The organism is Geodermatophilus obscurus DSM 43160 (genome assembly GCF_000025345.1).
Taxonomy (GTDB): Bacteria; Actinomycetota; Actinomycetes; order Mycobacteriales; family Geodermatophilaceae; genus Geodermatophilus; species Geodermatophilus obscurus.
Genome location: NC_013757.1, coordinates 421,428 through 437,764, shown reverse-complemented (window position 1 = coordinate 437,764; position 16,337 = coordinate 421,428). Strand labels below are relative to the sequence as shown.

At 69.6% G+C, this 16,337-nt stretch carries 14 protein-coding genes; 7 read left to right on the top strand and 7 right to left on the bottom strand.

Annotated elements, in window-relative coordinates:
* The first annotated feature begins 52 nt into the window (after window positions 1-52).
* Window positions 53-448 carry a hypothetical protein gene (locus GOBS_RS02005; RefSeq protein WP_166487257.1) on the top strand — a complete coding sequence of 132 codons (396 nt, stop codon included), beginning with the start codon at window positions 53-55 and terminating at the stop codon, window positions 446-448.
* Window positions 449-625: 177 nt separating this feature from the next.
* On the opposite strand, the gene GOBS_RS02000 is transcribed toward GOBS_RS02005, so the two are convergent.
* From GOBS_RS02000 to GOBS_RS01990, 3 genes are all read right to left on the bottom strand, one after another.
* Window positions 626-1,618, bottom strand: coding sequence for a glycosyltransferase family 2 protein (locus GOBS_RS02000; protein WP_012946629.1), 993 nt, complete (start codon window positions 1,616-1,618; stop codon window positions 626-628).
* A 4-nt stretch (window positions 1,619-1,622) separates the two neighbouring features.
* Window positions 1,623-2,996 carry a hypothetical protein gene (locus GOBS_RS01995; RefSeq protein WP_012946628.1) on the bottom strand — a complete coding sequence of 458 codons (1,374 nt, stop codon included), beginning with the start codon at window positions 2,994-2,996 and terminating at the stop codon, window positions 1,623-1,625.
* 73 nt (window positions 2,997-3,069) lie between these two features.
* A complete protein-coding gene (locus tag GOBS_RS01990; RefSeq protein ID WP_012946627.1) occupies window positions 3,070-4,059 on the bottom strand; it encodes a glycosyltransferase family 2 protein in 990 nt (329 codons plus the stop codon).
* Between the two features lie 279 nt (window positions 4,060-4,338).
* On the opposite strand from GOBS_RS01990, the gene GOBS_RS25080 reads away from it, so the two are divergent.
* The 3 genes from GOBS_RS25080 to GOBS_RS01975 all read left to right on the top strand — a co-directional run bounded on the left by GOBS_RS25080 (window position 4,339) and on the right by GOBS_RS01975 (window position 8,066).
* Window positions 4,339-5,703: a glycosyltransferase gene (locus GOBS_RS25080; RefSeq protein WP_012946626.1), complete on the top strand. Its 1,365-nt coding sequence runs from the start codon at window positions 4,339-4,341 to the stop codon at window positions 5,701-5,703.
* A 255-nt stretch (window positions 5,704-5,958) separates the two neighbouring features.
* Window positions 5,959-7,101 carry a glycosyltransferase 61 family protein gene (locus GOBS_RS01980; protein ID WP_012946625.1) on the top strand — a complete coding sequence of 381 codons (1,143 nt, stop codon included), beginning with the start codon at window positions 5,959-5,961 and terminating at the stop codon, window positions 7,099-7,101.
* A 104-nt stretch (window positions 7,102-7,205) separates the two neighbouring features.
* Complete coding sequence (locus GOBS_RS01975) at window positions 7,206-8,066, top strand: glycosyltransferase family 2 protein (protein WP_012946624.1); 861 nt, start codon at window positions 7,206-7,208, stop codon at window positions 8,064-8,066.
* 318 nt (window positions 8,067-8,384) lie between these two features.
* Here the strand turns inward: GOBS_RS01975 and GOBS_RS01970 are convergent, their stop codons facing one another.
* Entirely contained in the window at window positions 8,385-9,563 is a 1,179-nt protein-coding gene (locus GOBS_RS01970; RefSeq protein ID WP_049788519.1) for an ABC transporter ATP-binding protein, read from the bottom strand.
* Between the two features lie 10 nt (window positions 9,564-9,573).
* A complete protein-coding gene (locus GOBS_RS01965) occupies window positions 9,574-10,401 on the bottom strand; it encodes an ABC transporter permease (RefSeq protein WP_049788119.1) in 828 nt (275 codons plus the stop codon).
* Between the two features lie 68 nt (window positions 10,402-10,469).
* On the opposite strand from GOBS_RS01965, the gene GOBS_RS25075 reads away from it, so the two are divergent.
* Window positions 10,470-11,555: a glycosyltransferase gene (locus GOBS_RS25075; protein WP_166487256.1), complete on the top strand. Its 1,086-nt coding sequence runs from the start codon at window positions 10,470-10,472 to the stop codon at window positions 11,553-11,555.
* Window positions 11,556-11,613: 58 nt separating this feature from the next.
* Here GOBS_RS25075 and GOBS_RS01955 read toward each other — a convergent pair whose 3' ends face one another.
* Entirely contained in the window at window positions 11,614-13,020 is a 1,407-nt protein-coding gene (locus GOBS_RS01955; RefSeq protein WP_012946620.1) for a Wzz/FepE/Etk N-terminal domain-containing protein, read from the bottom strand.
* A 120-nt stretch (window positions 13,021-13,140) separates the two neighbouring features.
* Complete coding sequence (locus GOBS_RS01950; RefSeq protein ID WP_012946619.1) at window positions 13,141-15,216, bottom strand: glycoside hydrolase family 16 protein; 2,076 nt, start codon at window positions 15,214-15,216, stop codon at window positions 13,141-13,143.
* A 212-nt stretch (window positions 15,217-15,428) separates the two neighbouring features.
* Here GOBS_RS01950 and GOBS_RS25915 point away from each other — a divergent pair, with 212 nt between their 5' ends.
* Together GOBS_RS25915 and GOBS_RS25070 are read left to right on the top strand one after the other, a co-directional pair.
* Window positions 15,429-15,575 (top strand): glycosyltransferase family A protein, encoded by a 147-nt coding sequence (locus tag GOBS_RS25915; protein WP_166487255.1) that lies wholly within the window; start codon window positions 15,429-15,431, stop codon window positions 15,573-15,575.
* 447 nt (window positions 15,576-16,022) lie between these two features.
* Window positions 16,023-16,337 (top strand): hypothetical protein, encoded by a 315-nt coding sequence (locus GOBS_RS25070; protein WP_049788117.1) that lies wholly within the window; start codon window positions 16,023-16,025, stop codon window positions 16,335-16,337.

The following is a 16,337-nucleotide window of genomic DNA, read 5'->3' as shown; positions in this document are numbered from 1 at the left end:
CGAGTTCGGTGGGGGTGGTTCGAGCCTCTAACTGCATGACCATGGCGCCCGGTTGACCGTGGTCGAGCACGATCGCGAGTGGTACCAGACACTCAGCAGCCTGCTGCCCGAGGACGTGACGCTCCTGCTCCGTGAGCCCACGCGGAGCGGCCACATGACCTCGGAGGCAGCTCCGGGCTCCTACTTCGACGACTACGTGCAGACCATCGCCGACACCGCGGATGACTCGCTCGACCTCGTCATCATCGATGGTCGCGCGCGCATGGCCTGCGCACGTGCGAGCACGACGAAGGTGAGGCGAGGAGGGACGCTGCTCCTGGACGACTCGGACCGGCCGTGGAACGCTGGACTCTCCGTCGACCTTTCGGAGTGGCACCGGACAGACATCCGAGGTCTGAAGCCAGGCGGCGGCGTGCATCAGACGACGATGTGGCGCAGGCCCGCTTGATCCTTCGCGAACGTGCGACAGCACGTACCAGTCCGCTGCACCGCGCCAGTGACCCAGCCGCCGTTCGACCGCTCTACCTCTCCTCAACCCGGTTCTCCTCATGCTCCCGGCACTTCGCGGGTGCCGGTTGGCCGACGGACTCCCAGTCGACGCCCCGGCGTGCATCTCCTCGCCAAGTCAGAAGGTGGAACCGATCCGTGCGATCAACCCATGTCCCGTCAGGTCGGCCGGCTGGCGGTACTGGCGGGTCTCGTCCCCCACCATGATGACGTCTCTGATGTTGTCGTAAGCGCGGTACTCCGTCGTGTGCTGCGCCCGGTGACCTTCATCCACCATGAGCGCCGATGCCGAGGGTGTGAACTTGAAGTGCAACAGCGCCAGTTCCGCGGTCTTGAGCCCTCCGTTGAGATTCCTAGGCCAGATGAGATGGGCAGCGCGCAGGTACGCGTAGCGCCGCCGCCACAGGACGAGCGGCGTCTTGTTGAGCGCCGGGCCTTCCCAACGGTCCGGAAAGAACAGGCGCCCTCGCACGCCACCCTTGACCCACGTGGTGGCGGAGGCCCAGTGATGGTGGCGTTCGTAGCCAGTCGCGTCGAAGAGACTGCACACCTCGAGCGGGTCCTGCCCCTCCCGCACTACGTTCTGCGTCGCCTTCCTGTCGCTGTACATGTCAATCATGATCGCCTGCAGGGACCGGCGCCCGGACTTCTTTAGCCATGCACACACCGACAGCAGGTCGGGCAATTCTGAATCGAACACCAAGAACTCGTCGGCATCGACATGGACGACCCACTTGCCGCTGCAGTGACGAGACAGCACGGTGTTCAGCCAGTCGAGTCCATAGCGCGCAGAGCTGAATGACCCCTCAGCCCTGTAGATTGATACGTCATTGACCCCGATCAGCAGACTCAGCAGGGTGTCCGTGGACTCGTTGTCGATGAAGATGAAGTGTTCGACCCCGAGCCGTCGATAGTGCCGAAGGAGCGCCGGGAGACGATGTGCCTCATTCTTCACCATCACCGCGGCAACCAGATGCGCTGACTGCAAGCCCGGTCGGATGACAACGGGGCGGATCTGTCGACGTTTCAGAATGCGACGCACGTGGGCCTTGACGGGTTCGAGCAGCGCAAAGCCCACTCTCTCCCTGAACAGGACGACCCTCTCGCTCATGACCTCACCCCTCCGCCGGCTGTGAGCGCGAGGACCCTGTGGTACTCCCGCGCGAGTGGTCAAGGACGGCCCGGGTCGACCCTCGGCCCTGATCCCGGAGGGCGGCGTGAGCGAGGACCCCCAGTGATAGCCAGAGAATCCCTGAGGGGTCGGACAAGTCGGGCCCGGACACCACCTTGGCGGTCAATGTGGCCGCCAGCGCCCAGATCACCGGCCGCACCTCGACCAGTCTCCAGGTCCTGCGGACCAGTATGACGACGGCGGCGACGAACAGGGCAGCACCGACGATCCCGACGGTGCTCAGCAGCGACGCCGCGAATGACGACCCTCGGTTCGAGCCAAGACCCGTTCCAAACCCCCAGGTGTCCATCACGAGTTGATAGGACGTGCTGTCGGCCGAGGACCGGTCGTTGTACGACGAGGTTCCGACCTTGGCCTCGATCTCGGCGCCGACGGTGTTCGCGACGTAGGGCAGCAGCCAGACAGCCGTCAGGGCAGCGGCGCATAGGACCGCCACCACCACCGTGCTCAACGACCCCCGGCCGAGCACGAACGAGGCGACGTGGACCACGGTTGCCAGTCCCGCCAGCATCACCCCTGCGACCAGAAAGGTCGTGGATGTCGAGATCGAGCCGAGATACAGCGCGGCACCGCCGATGATGAGCACGCCGAGGCTCCGCGGCCCGCGCACGTGTCTCATCCGCGAGGCGCAGTAGGCGATCGTCACGAGGCAGGAGATCGCCAGACCGGCCGGCTCGGAGAAGATCCCCCTGACTCTCGGGGCCCCTCCGGGCAGGGTGTTCTGGAACGTGAACGCCGGGGAGTTGTCGAACAGACCTTCGGGGAATGGGATCCCCGCGGCCATGTGGGTCCACGCCCAGAACGACAGCATGGTGGTGAGGCACGCTGCTGTCCCGACGATCTCCGGTCCCGTCCAACGGGAACGAGCGAGATATGCGACGACTCCAACACTCAGGACGAGGTAGACGATCTGCGCGATGTTCGACTTCGTGACGACCCCGGCGACGAGCGTGCCGACCCCGCCTGCGGGGTTCAGGACCGGCAGACCGTCGAAGAGCAGGGGCGACACGAGGGTGACGAGCACCGAGGTGACCACGAGGAGCACGAGCGGTCGGCTCGCCGGCACCGGTAAGGGTGCGGCGCCGGGTTGATGGCCTTGGGCCCGCAGGAGGCGCAGCCCGACGCCGACGACGGCGCCCACGGCCACGGCGTAGAAGGTCGGCACGGCGATGGCACCAACCACCGCTGCCGCGCCGACCGGGGTCGCGGCTCCCAGCGCGAGGGCGCGCCCGTAGCCACGGGTGTTCAAGACCCCGTAGACGACGACCGCCACCGTGACGAGAGTCAGGGTCGTCATGCCGACCTCCGGACGGGCGCACCCGACCGCTGACGAGTGCGACGACGGGACCGGTCCACCTTGTTCCCCGCACTCATGGCCGCCGCCAACGGCGGATGACCAACCCTCGGACCAGAGCCTGGGGGGCCGTCAGCACCGACAGGCACCAGCCAGCGATGAGCAATCTCGTCCGCAGGGGTTCCGGGCCCGGATGCGCCGGGGACACCAGTACGTCCAGCAGGAGCCGCCGTCGTCCATCGTCCGGGAGGAGCGCCCGTCCGGGCGCGAGCCGTGAGCCCGCGATGCGTAGTTGCAGCAACTCCCGACTGCGGCGCAGGGGGCGCTCGTTGATCTGGTCCTCGGGGACCCCGACGGAGCGTTGCGCGAAGCGCCACCGTGCCCGTGCGGTGACCACCTCCCGCGAGAAGCGGGTGTCGTCGGCGAGCAGGTCGCTGTCGTTGCCACCGTGTTGGCGGTACCCCACGACCACGTCGGGCAGCGTCAGCACGTCACCGTGCAGGGGTGCCGCGGCAAGACAGCCGGAGTCGGCGGCCCGGCCGAGACTCGGGTCGAGCGGGAAGATCCGCTCGAGGAACCACCGAGCGTAGGCGTTGCCCGATCCAGGCGGAGTGGGCTGCGCAGACGTGCGCTCCACCCACCGGCGCACCTGCCCGGGCGTGGGGACCCTCCGCCACTCCGGGAACGGCCGCCCGAAGGGGACGCCGGCGGCGTCGATGCGCTGCATGCGGAACTGCACCTTGCTGACCGTCGGCGACCAGACCGCCGCGAGCCGCTCGGCCAGCTCGGGCGGCAGCACGTCGTCGGCATCCAGGAAGATCACGACGTCGCCGGAGCAGGCCGCGAAGCCGTGGTTGGCCGCTTCACGCTGGCCGCCGTTGGCCGTGAAGTGGAGCTGCACACGGTCGGCGTAGCGCCGCAGCACCTCGGGCGAGTCGTCCGTCGAGCCGTCGTCCACCACGACCACCTCGATGTCGTCCCAGCGCAGACCGAGGGCGCTCTCGACGGCCGTCCCCACGAAGCGCGCGTAGTTGTAGTTCGTGATGACGACGCTGAGGCGCCTCACCGGCGCCGTACCAGGGCAACCCGAGCGCCTCGCATCTGCTCTCCCCTCCGCGTGGCAGATACTTCTGGGCGGTCCGCCGCTGTGCCATGTCGTTGCGCAGCCTAGGCGTCCAGAAGTCGGTCGGCAGGTGGCGACCGCCGCCCACCCCAAGGAGTGGGATCCGAGCGGCTTTGACCGGTTCGTCCCGCTCACAGGGACGGCGATGGCGCATCATGGTTCGCCGACGGGGCGCCCGTCTCGAACCGCAGCAACCGAGCGGCCGCTGCACTGGAGTTGACGATGTTCAAGAAAGCCTGGCGCCTTGGCCAGCGGATGTGCCGCCCCGGCACATCCCGGCTGTTCCGGTGCCTGGCCGTCGCCGACGTTGACCTCGACGCGGGGACCGCCACGGCGCTGTCCCCGTTGACGCCGTACGCATCCCCAGCCGAAGGCGTGCACGCGCTGGTCTGGCTGCACGGGGTGCCTGTGGCCGAACTCACCGTCGACGGGGATCCGGAGGGCGTGCTGGCGCGGCTCCCAGAGCTCGCCGCCCGCGCCGCGCACGACGCCGTCGAAATGCACCAAGTCCAGCACCGTGACAGTGCGCGGTGGCTTCTGCAGGACCGCTCGCCCTGCCTGGCGGAGAAACAGTGGCGCTCCCGTGCCGGCACGTCGACCTTGACCGTGGCGGTGTGCACCCGCGATCGGCCCACCGATCTGGCCCGTTGCCTCCACTCCCTGCGGAACCAGACTGTCGACGTCGAGGTGCTCGTCGTTGACAACGACCCTGGCGGTGACGGGGCGCGCTTGGTGGTCGAGGAACACCCAGGGGTCCGCTACGTTCGGGAGCCTCGACGGGGCACGGCCTGGGCCCGCAACCGCGCGCTGGTCGAGGCATCCACCACCTTGATCGCCTTCGTCGACGACGACGTGCAGGCGCACCCCCGGTGGGCAGAGGCCCTGCTCATGACCTTTGACGCCCATCCCGAGGCCGGCGCGGTCACCGGCCTAGTCGCACCGGCGGAGCTCTCCACGCCCGCGCAGGTGGTCTTCGAGGCGGCCGGCGGATTCGGCCGCGGATACCGCCAGCGACGTCTCCGGTCGGAGTCGCAGGACCCGCGCGAGAGCGCCAAGGCGGTCTACCACATCGGAGCGATGGGTACGGGCGCCAACATGGCCTTCCGGCGCGAACGACTGCTCGCCGCCGGAGGCTTCGACCCCGCCCTCGGGCCCGGTACCCCCACGGCCGGTGGGGAGGACCACGAGGCGCTCTGCCGGCTACTCACCACCGGGGCCCTCATCGTCTACGAGCCCGCCGCCGTCGTCCGACACCGCCACCGCCGGACGATGGCGGAACTGCGCAAGCAGCGTCGGGCCGACGGCACCGGCAGCGCGAGCATGCTGATCGGCGCGAGCAGGAAGCTCGGCTCGGCTCACCACCGGCAGTGGCGGATCCTCGCCGCGCAGTGGTTCGTCAAGAGCGCTGCCTGGACGGTGGCGGCGAGCCTCGTCCGTCCCGCCGCACGCCCGCCGTCACTCACCGTCGCCAACCTCGCGGGGTGGACCTTCGCGCTGGCGAGCGATCCGTACCGTCGCGCCGTGGTCCAAGTCCGCCGGCAGGCCCGCGAACACCCGGACGAGCCACTGCTGGCCCCCCTGCCCTGACCGGCACGACATCCGGGCGCCCGTCGGCCGGGCTACCGTCGGCTCCATCGCTTTATGCTCGCCCGGGTGAGCGTCCTCCGGGCCGAGGCGGGGTCACGTCTCCGTCAGCTCCCGCCCCTCGCGAGGCGACTCGCGAGGGCGACCGCACGCGTCTCCACCCAGGACCCGCGGCACCTGCTGGCTCGGCCGGAGGTCACTCTCCTCCGAGCCCGAGTCACGGGCAAGCTACGCGTCGCAGGACATGTGGATGCGGAGATGACGAAGGCCCTTGACCCACGCATCTCCGTGCACCACGACGTCATCTCCATCCCGCTGGCACCGGGCCGGGACCGCGACCTCCGCGGAGGCCTCGTGGACAGCGGGACTTTGCGGCTCGTCGACCCGGCCGTGCTCCGCAGCGGCTCGGAGTGGCGGCAGGAGGACCCGGTCGACGAACGCTCCGCACTGAACCGGGAGCTGCAATCGGAGCGCAGAGTCCCGGTCGTCTACGGCGGCGTTCTGTTCAGCCACTTCGGTCATCTCATGCTCGAGTCTCTCGGCCGGCTGTGGGCCTACGAGCACCTGCGGCACCTAGACCCCTACATCGCCTTTCACGAGGGCTTCGGACGAGTCGACTGGTCGGACCAGCGCACAGTCGCCCATCAGGTGCTCCGAGGCGTGGGCATCCCCCTCGATCGCGTGCTGCTGCTGAGCCGGCCCGTGCGGCTCGCACAGGCGCTCGTCCCGACGCAGTTGTACGGCTATGGCTTCTCCTCGAACCCGGACCAGACATTCGTCGAGCACATGCGACGGTTCACCTTCCCTCGAACCGTCCCGGACGGGTTCGCCGGCGTGAAGCGGGTGTACGTCTCCCGTTCCGGTCTGCCGGACGGGTTCGGGCGGCCCATCGGCGAGACGCTCTTCGAGGACTACCTCCGGGGTCAGGGATACGCCATATTCCACCCCCAGCGGTACTCGCTGCACGAGCAGCTCACGGTCTACAGCGCCGCTGACGAGCTGATCTTCTGCGACGGTGCAGCCCTTCACGGCTGCGTCCTCCTCCCGGACCTCGCTGCCCGGGTCGCCGTCGTCTCCCGTCGGCACGACCCCCGCTGGGACGGGAGCGGGATCGTCGACCAATTCCGGGGCTACGGCCAAGACGCGACATGGATCGACGCCGTCCGCTACCAGTACCAGTTCGGGCTGGAGTCGTGGGACGCCAGGAGCTTCGTCGACTGGTATGACGTCAGCACCACCCTCGTGGAGCATGGCTTCACCGACACGGCGTTCGACGCCTTCCGCGCGGTCGACACCACCAAGTTGGTCGCGACGGAGCTGCACGATTACGTCAGGGCCATCCGTGACGACCCACGGTTCACCCATTACCTGATGCAGCTGAGGACCAAGCCTGTCAGGTGACGAGATCGCCCCCCAGTGAGGCACACGGCGCGAGCCCCCGGGCGCTGGTGAGGGCATGAGTGCCCCGGTAGAGGACGTTACGACGGGATGGTAAGGACAACGCCATGGCCGGGCCCGCACCGCTGCACCGACCGATCATGCGATCGCTTCCCAACCGCCTGTGGCAGCCGCTCGTGACCCACGCGCTCCATAGCCGCGCGGCCTGGTTGCTGGGCTGGCGACTGCTGGTGCCCCTGCTTCGCCGCCGTGCCCGGATGCGGCTCGGCCGCCTGACGCCGGGCGCTGTGACGGTCATCACGGTGAACTGGAACGGCTTGCCGTACCTCCGTGTCCTGTTGGACGTGGTTCGCAGGCGCAGTCCGGACAGCGTCAGGATCGTCGTGGTGGACAACGGCTCAACGGACGGTTCTCGAGATTTCCTCCGGGCACGCCGCGACGTCGAACCCGTGTTGCTGCCGGCGAACCTCGGACACGACCTCGCTCTCGACCTGGCAGTCCTGACGTGTCAGACGGAGTTCTTCATCACGCTCGACGTGGATGCCTTCCCCTTGACCACGGGATGGATAGAGAAGCTGCTCGCCCCCCTGGTTGGGGGCACCGCAGAGATCTCAGGTGCGCGGTTATGGCGGCCGTACGTCCATCCCTGCTGCCTTGCGATGCGCACGGCTCGTTTCGTCCGCGCCGGACACACTTTCCGGTCTCGTTACCAGCCGGGAACGGACACCGAACCTGCCCGAGGCGACGTGGGAGAAGAGATGTCGGCACGAGAAGCACCCCGCCTGCACTTCTTCGAGGTGACGAGCCAGCGCGGGCCGGGTGACGTGGGCACCGTCTTCGGTGATCTCGTCTACCACAACTTCTACGGGACCCGATTCGGCGCCGGCCACACCACGCTGGACGGTGGCATCCAGCCGGACGATCCGCGACGCGCCTGGGCGGAGGCAGTACAGCGGTACGTCCGGTGACTAGTCATCACCTTTCGGCGGCTCTTCATGGCCGGTCCAGCCGACCTCGTGCCAGTAGGGCCAGACGAGGGGAGGGGAGGCAGCGCTGCCTCCCTGCCCAGCGGTGATCAGTGCACGACCGCCCTCGGTCCGCAGTCCGGGCGAGAGCTGAGTCTCAAGACCGGTCGACCATTCCGTTCGTCTCCCATCATGGGTCGCGCCAATCGGCGACGACCCGCGGTTCATCTAACATCTGCTGCACCTGAGTAGCGAGTCAGTGACGTCCCAGTGGGCCCAGAGAGCAGCGAAAATGCCCCGTAATCATCGGTCGCGCCGTCCTCATGAGCTCGGCTCGCCGTCGAGCTGCCGAACCCGGAATGGCAGTCCCAGGACCACCACTCGGTCTCGCTGCACCGACTCCTCGCCGTGCAGGGTGAAGCGAAGCACTGACCGCTCGTGCTGCACGTCCTCGTGTGGTGTTCCCAACCACACCCCGATCGTATAGTCGCCGTGCGCGAGCACGGGCGGGACCTCGAGCGCGACCTCGTGCTTCCCGACCGGGAACTGGTTGGTCTGGACGTGGCTCAAGGTCTCGTCGAGCACACCGATGCCGCGGTGATTGGTCAAGGACACCGCTACGTCGAGCCCCAAGCGCTCCTCGAGGACCTCGAATTGAACGACGATACGTATCGGTTCGTCGCGGAAGAGCGGCCGGGACGAGCCGTCGAGGGGCTCCACCCTCACCTGGAGGATGTGCCCTGCCGCCGAACCGCCGCGCGGCGCGTTGGCCGTGCTACCGGCGAAGCCGGAGGTCAGGTAGCCCCGCACGATGGACGCGGTCGGGCCGTCGTCGCGGATCACACCGGCCTCCAGCCAGACCGCGCGGGAACAGAGCCGGCTCAGAGCAGCGAGGTCGTGGCTCACGAAGATGACCGTCCGCCCTTCCGCCCCCGCCTCTGACATCCGGTTCATGCACTTGCGCTGGAACTCGGCATCGCCGACCGCCAGTACCTCGTCGACCACGAGGACGTCGGGTTCGAGGTGCGCGGCGACCGCGAAGGCCAGCCGGAGGTACATCCCGCTGGAGTACCGCTTCACCGGGGTGTCGAGGAACTGCTCGACACCGGAGAAGTCGACGATCTCGTCGAACCGTCGAACGGTGTCCGCGCGGCTCATCCCGAGGACCGCCGCGTTGAGGAACACGTTCTCCCGACCGGTCAATTCGGGATGGAAGCCCGTGCCGACCTCGAGCAGTCCCGCAACCCGACCACGCATCCGGGCCTCACCCCTGGTCGGCGTGGTGATGCGCATGAGGATCTTGAGCAAGGTGCTCTTGCCCGCTCCGTTCCGGCCCACGAAGCCCACGGCCTCGCCATCACCGACGGTCAGGTCGACGTCCCGCAGCGACCACAGCTCGCGTCGCTCCTGGCGGTGCTGGCGGACCGCCGCGGCGAGGCTCTCGCGCAGGTTGCGCTGCTCCCCGAGGACGTAACGCTTGCTGACCCGGTCGACCTGCACCCGATCCACGTCAGATCACGTCCGCAAAAGCCCGGGACGCTCGGAGGAAGTACCGGATCCCCAGGACGGCGAGGAGGACGGACACGGCGGTCGAGACAGCGATGACCGTTCCGGGCCAGGGACCGCCGACGAGGACGAATCGACCGAACTCGATCACACCCACCACGGGGTTCAGGGCGTAGGCGTACCGCGCGGCGCCCTCGAGGGACGCCGCTGAATAGGCGACCGGGCTCAGGAAGAGCAGGACTTGCAGCGCGGTGGGAACCATCTGGCCGGCATCACGAAAGCGGACGTTGACCGCTGAAAGAAAGCAGGTCGGGCCGAGCGCCGTGAGAGCGAGAAGCAGCAGCCAAACCGGTAGCAGCAGCAGACCGGCCGTGGGCACGACGTCCAAGACGACGCAGACAACGGCCAGGGCTACCAGCCCGACCACCAGGTCGACCAGCGGCGGCAGCAGCGTGGCCAGCGGGGCGGCCAAGCGCGGGAAGTACACCTTTGTGACCAGCGCCGAGTCCCCGACGAGGACCTCGCTGCCGCGGGCGATGCACCGGGACACGTAGCTCCAGCTCAACAAGCCCGCGAGCGCGAAGGCGACGTAGGGGACACCACGAGTGTCGACCCCGGCGAGGTGATCGAACACGAGCGTGAACGCGGCGACGGTGACCAGTGGCTGGAGCACCACCCATGCAGCGCCGAGGATCGCCTGCTTGTAGCGGATGCGGAGGTCGCGCAGGGCCAAGAAGGCAGCGATCTCACGGGCGTTCCACAGTTCGCGCCAATCGACCAACTTCCCTTGGGCTGAGTTGACCGTCCACGGCGACCCGGAGTCGGCAGACACGGTCCGCACGCTACTGCCCGATGGCGACGACCACCGGGAACGGCAGGGGGTCGGGCACCATGCCCAACGTGACACCGGTGCTGCCCGTCTCAGTCGTGATGCCGGTGCGCAACGGCGCCCGTTTCCTCGACGAGGCGATCGGAAGCGTTCTCGCGCAGACGTACACGCATGTGGAGCTGGTGGTCGTCGACGACGGGTCGATCGACGGGAGCGCTTTTCTACTGGAGTCCTGGCGGCGACGCGACTCGAGGGTTCGGGTCGTTGCGCGGCCCGAACCGGGCGGCATCGCCAGAGCGCTCAACGACGGTGTACATCGCAGTACCGGAGACCTGCTGGCCCGCCTGGATGCCGACGACCGAGCGGCCCCCGACCGGATCCGTCAACAGGTGGAACAGTTCTGCGCCCGCCCACGCCTCGGCCTGCTCGGAACGGGGGTGCGGTACCTGGACGAGGCGAGTCGGGTGATCGGCACGGACGCGGCAGCGACCGGACCCACCGCAGCCCAAGGGTTGCACCGGGGTAACCCGTTCTTCCATCCGAGCGTCATGATGCGCCGGTCCCACTACGAGGCGGCGGGCGGCTATCGTCCGCAGGTTGAGCCGGCCGAGGACCTGGACCTGTGGCTGCGCATCTCGGAACGCTTCGAGGTCGACAACCTCAAGGAGCCACTGACCGACTACCGGATCCACCGGGAACAGTCCTCGCTTCAGCGTGCCGCAGCGCAGGCGGTGGCCACGGCCGCCGCGCACTGGGCCGCCGACGTTCGAGCCACAGGGGCTACCGACCCCCTAGCCGGCCTCCAGGTGGTGGACGAGAAGTTGCTCCTCTCGCTCGGTCTGAGCAGCTCCGCGCTCCTGCAGGAGCAGATCGCCGTACACCGGTGGGCCGCCGAGCTGTGTGAGATGGCCGGCTACAAACGGGAGGCGCTGGTCGCCTGGCAAGCAGCGCTCGCAGCGGCCGCATCGCTGGACCGGACGGAGGCGGCGCGACTCCTCCTCCTGCGCGCCCGCCTGCGCCGGGCGCAGGGGCGGCTGGTCGCGCGCCGGGTCGATCAACTCCGCGCTCTTGCCCTCGCCCCGCGGCTGGCCACCACCGGCCTCGTGCAGAAGCTGCACGCAGCCGGACGGCCGGGTTCTCGGACGGGCCACGAGTAGGTGCCCATGAATCGTCCGCCTCGAGGTGAGCTCGCGGAGCGGCTCGTCCGCCGCGGCGTCACAGTGCGCTGCTCGGATGTGATCGGTCGGAAGTTGAGGGGAGGGCCGTCTGTCCCCCCTCATCAAGAGGGACGGACCGTGCCGTCCGACCGCCTCCGAGGTCCTGCTCGCGCACGTGGTCGATGGCCACGCTGACCGAGGTGACCCGGACGCCGGCGAGCAGTTCGAGCGCGAGGAGGAATTCCGTCCGCTTTGTCACTCCGGACTCGACCACGACGAGCGCACTGCCGGCGAGCTTCGCCGCCACGGCCGACTCCGACCGCTCGACCAGCGGCGGGCAGGCCAGCACGACGTAGTCGAAGGGCTCCCTGAGCTCATCCAGCAGCTTCTGCATCGCGGGCGTGCTCATGCGTTGCGCCGACGAGGCGTCCACCCGTCCGGCCGGGACCTCGAAGACCTTCTCCCCCGGAACCAGGGTCACCACATCGTCGACCTTTGCCGCGCCACCGAGAACGTCCGCCACACCGGGGGCAGGCGGTCCTGCATCGGACCGCTCCCCTGGGCGGGCGCGGCGCCCGTCCTCCGTCCGAAGGTCGACGTCGACGACCACCACGTTGGACCCGATCTCGGCGAAGGCCGCTGCGAGCTGGCGAGCGACCCCCTGCGCGTCGGAGGCGGCGGTCACGCCGGCGACCGCGATGGTGTCCCGCACGTCCGAGCCGAACAACAGGTTGGCCCGCAGCTGGCGGAAGGACTCGAGCCGCGCGTCGGTGCGTGAGACGTGCCGGGACCGCTTCTTCGGCCCGGTCGGCATCGAGGTGAGGGTGACCAGCCCTGGCGCGGGCGGCAGGTCCGTCGTCGACCGGATCCGCGTCGACAGCGCGTCGGCCACCACCACGACGGCAACCCCGAGGACGAGCCCGACGGCAATGCCGATCACCAGGTTGTTGCGAGGGCGCGGGGACTCCGGGGCCTCCGGTGTCTCGGCCGCCTGCACGACGCTCAGCCGCACCGGCGAGGTCGGCCCCAGCGCGTCGACCAGCGGTACCTCGGTGGTGAGGGCGTCGGCCACGGCGTCGGCTCGGGCGACGACGACCTCCGGGCTGCTGCCGGAGGCCCCGACATCGATCAGTGACGTCCCCTCCCGCGCGGTGGCGGCGACCGAGGCGCGCAGGTCGTTGACGCTGGTCCCGCGTCCGAGGGTCGCGGCGGCCCGTTCGAGGACCGTCCTCGTCTCCGCGAGGTCGGCGTAGGTGATCGCGCGCTGGGTCGCGAACGACTGACCGGTCGACAGGTCAGTCGGGCTCTCGTCCCCGCTCACGGAGACGTACACCGTGGCCTGCGCCGAGTAGGTCGGGGTCGCCGCCACGGTGACGACCAGACCGGCCAGCGCCCCGAGCACGGTGAGGGAGAGGACGACCCACCAGCTGCGGCGCAGGACCCGCAAGTAGTCCTGCAGCGTCACGCGACCACGTCCTGTGGGGAGGAGGGCTCTGTGGGGGTGCGCGCCCCGTCCACGGTCACAGCGGCCAGCATCGCCCCGGAACGCTAACAGAGCATCACCCCACAGAGGGGTGGGCTCCGGTCACGAGTAGACGCGCACCCAGTCGACGTACAGGTCCGAGATGCCCCCCGTCGCCGACAGGTCGACCGGCCACCCGCCGCCAAGAGCCAGGTTGAGCAAGAAGAAGAAGGGCTCGGAGGTCAGCTGCAGCCGGCCGGCTGTTGCCACCACCTCCCCGTCGATCGTGAAGGTGACGGCGTCAGGCGTGATCCGCGCGCCGTAGGTGTGCCAGGCGACGGCCCAGTCGGCGAAGTCGTTGCGGTCGAGGCAGGACGGCGCACCGGCATCCGACTCGACCTCGTCCTCGGCACCCCAGTTGTGCACCGTGTGGCAGCTGCCTAGCGTGTTGTGCCCATAGAGCTCCACGACGTCCACCTCGGCCGCCGTCCGACTCGGGCGCGCGGCGCTCTCCGTGTTCAGCATCCAGAACGCCGGCCAGGTCCCAGGTCCCGGTGCGCCCAGCATCCGGGCCTCGAAGTAGCCGTACTGGGCCGCGAAGCCGGCCCCGTCGACGTCGGTGGAGGCGAGCAGGCCGGCGACGTTTGCGGTGCCGTCGCGGCTGCTGGCGGACGGGATGGGCTGGGTGCGAATCCGCAGGTACTCGTCGTCGACGGTGGTGAGCGTCCCGGCCTCGGAAGCTGGGTCGGCGAACGGTGCGTCCCCGAACTGGCCGCTGCTCGAGGCATCGGGTTTGAGTGCCGCGTAGTCGGCCCCGGCGCCGGTGGCGCTGACCGACAGCGGGCCGGTGAACTCCTCGGCCCACTGCAGGGTCATGCCCTCCGGCGCGGTGTCGGGCGTGGCCGGGTCCTGCCCCGCTCGGTTGTAGAGCTGTACGTACACCGGTGCGCCTGCGCCGACGGTCGCCGGGTCGGGGATGGCGGACGCCCGGTCCACCCGGATGGTGAGGGGCCCCCGCGGCGCCGCGGCGGTGTCCAGTGTGAGGAGCGCACGGCCGTTGCCGTCGGACACCGCTGTCGCCACGACGTCGACCGCGTTCGTCCCGGTGGCCGGTCCCCCGGTCCACACGCGGGCCTCGACGGCCGTCCCGGGGTCGGCCGCCACGACGACGTCGGTCCGGCCGTCCACCACAGAGCCCGGGGAGGGGCAGACGAGGGTCAGCCGGCCGGGCTCCGGCTGGACGAAGGGATCCGACGACGCCTCACACGTCCCCGCGGGCTGCGGTGACACGGCGTACGTGTCGCCGTCCTGCGGCCAGCGCGGTGGGGTCGTGCCTGCGTCGTACACCGCGAACTCGCGCAGTCCCGCCGCCGCGTCGAGCTCCAGCCGTACCGCGGTGGCCATCCGCGGGGCGAAGGCGATGGTGGTCCCCTCGTGCCCTCCGGACGCGATTGCAGAGACCCGGACGGAACTGCCGTCGTCGAACCGCAGGACGCCACTCAACGGCACGTCCGCGTCGTCGCCGGCCGACGACGGCCCGAAGACCTGCACGCTGGCCACCTCCCGAGGTGTGTCCCACGTCAGCCGGGCCCACGGCCGGTCGTCACCGTCCGCGGGCGTCCACTCGTCCCCGGTGTCACCCTCGGCCGGGGTGCCATCCGACAGAGCCGCCGCCGGAGCGCTGCCCTCGCTGGAGGTCTCCGCGGTCACCGGTCCTCGGCTCCCCCGCCGCGGCGGGTCGTCCGCCGATCCGTCGACGGTGAGACCGGCCAGCGCCACCGACGTCGCCCCGTCGGGCACCCCGGCGACGGTGACCCGCACCCAGGACACGGTTCGCTCAGGGAAGTCGACGGATGCGTCGCCCGCGTCGTCCGTCGTCACGAGGAGCTCCCCGCCGCCGTCGAAGGTCAGGAGGGCGCTGGTGGCACCGGTGTCCCCACCGCCGGGGCCGAGCAGCTGGACGCGGTCCACGGCCGTCGGCTCGGGATAGGCAAGCTCGACCCAGGCGCCGACTGTCTCCTCATCGGTGCGCCAGCCGACGTCGCGATCCTCGTTGCCGACCAGGTCGGCGGGGTCGGTGCCCGACGATGCAGTGACGCTCGGCGCGGCGGGCGTGCGGAGGACGACGACCACCACGGCGACCACGAAGGCGGCGACAACCACTGCGGACAGGACGAGGAGGCGTTTCCTCGACGGCACGACCACCTCACCATAGGCTGACCTGGCAATTTGCTCTCGCGGTCGGAAACCGGGTTTCCGGTGGAGACCGTCTGACGTCGCATGAAGACGGTACCTGTCCACCGTGCTGCCGACCCGGGGGCGAGCACACTGCCGCGAGGCCGAGCCGTCAGCCTCAGGAGAGCATGCGTACTATGGCCTCTGCTCCCTCTGATGACGTGAGAGCCGCTCGGGTGGCCGTCGTCTGCATCTTCTGCAACGGCGAGCAATTCTTCGACGAGGCGATCGCCAGCGTCATGACGCAGAGCTACGACCACTTCGAGTTCCTGCTCTGCGACGACGGCTCCACCGACAACAGCACCGCCCGTGCGCTCGAGTAGCAGGCGCGACACCCCGACCGGATCCGCTACCTCGAGCACCCGGGCCACGTGAAACCGGGGCATGAGTGCCACCCGGAACTTCGGCATCTCGGCGCCGCGGGGCGAGTTCATCGACGTCGACGACGTCTGGCGTCCCGGCAAGCTGGCCGAGCAGGTCGCGCTCCTCGACGCGCATCCGGAGCTGGGCCTCGTCTGCGGCACGGTCCGCTACTGGTCGTCCTGGGCCGGTGGGGTCGACGAGGTCATCCCGACCGGGCACGTGCTCGACCGCGTGGTCCCGCCTCCGGATGCAGTGGTGAACCTCTATCCGCTCGGACCGGCCGGGGGCGCCGGCATGGACGTGCTGGTCCGACGGGAGGTCGTCGACTCGGTCGGCGGCTTCGAGTCACACTTCACCGGGATGTACGAGGACCAGGCGTTCCTCGCGAAGGTCTCCTGTCCTGGCCGGTGTGGTTCTCCAGCTCCCTGTGGCTGGACTACCGCCAGCACGCGCACAGCGAGGTCGCGACGGTCACCCGTGCAGGCGGCTACCACGAGTCCCGCCGCTACTTCCTCGACTGGTTCGAGTCGTACCTCGACGCCCGGACGGAACCCGCACCGTGTGCTGTCCGGGCCGCGCTCACCCGGGCTCTCCGGCCGTTCCGCCGACCGGTCCTGCACGTCGTGTCGACGTTCCCCAGGCGGGCCGCCGGCCGCCTCCTCCGCACACGTCCCCTCCGTCCCGTTCGCCGGGCCCTCCTGCGCGCCAGCGGCCGGGCCTAG

Excerpts from the sequence above, each read along its gene's own strand:
- GOBS_RS02000 (WP_012946629.1), bottom strand. The coding sequence starts at position 1,618 with ATGAGCGAGAGGGTCGTCCTGTTCAGGGAGAGAGTGGGCTTTGCGCTG.
- GOBS_RS01995 (WP_012946628.1), bottom strand. The coding sequence starts at position 2,996 with ATGACGACCCTGACTCTCGTCACGGTGGCGGTCGTCGTCTACGGGGTC.
- GOBS_RS25080 (WP_012946626.1), top strand. The coding sequence starts at position 4,339 with ATGTTCAAGAAAGCCTGGCGCCTTGGCCAGCGGATGTGCCGCCCCGGC.
- GOBS_RS01980 (WP_012946625.1), top strand. The coding sequence starts at position 5,959 with ATGACGAAGGCCCTTGACCCACGCATCTCCGTGCACCACGACGTCATC.
- GOBS_RS01975 (WP_012946624.1), top strand. The coding sequence starts at position 7,206 with ATGGCCGGGCCCGCACCGCTGCACCGACCGATCATGCGATCGCTTCCC.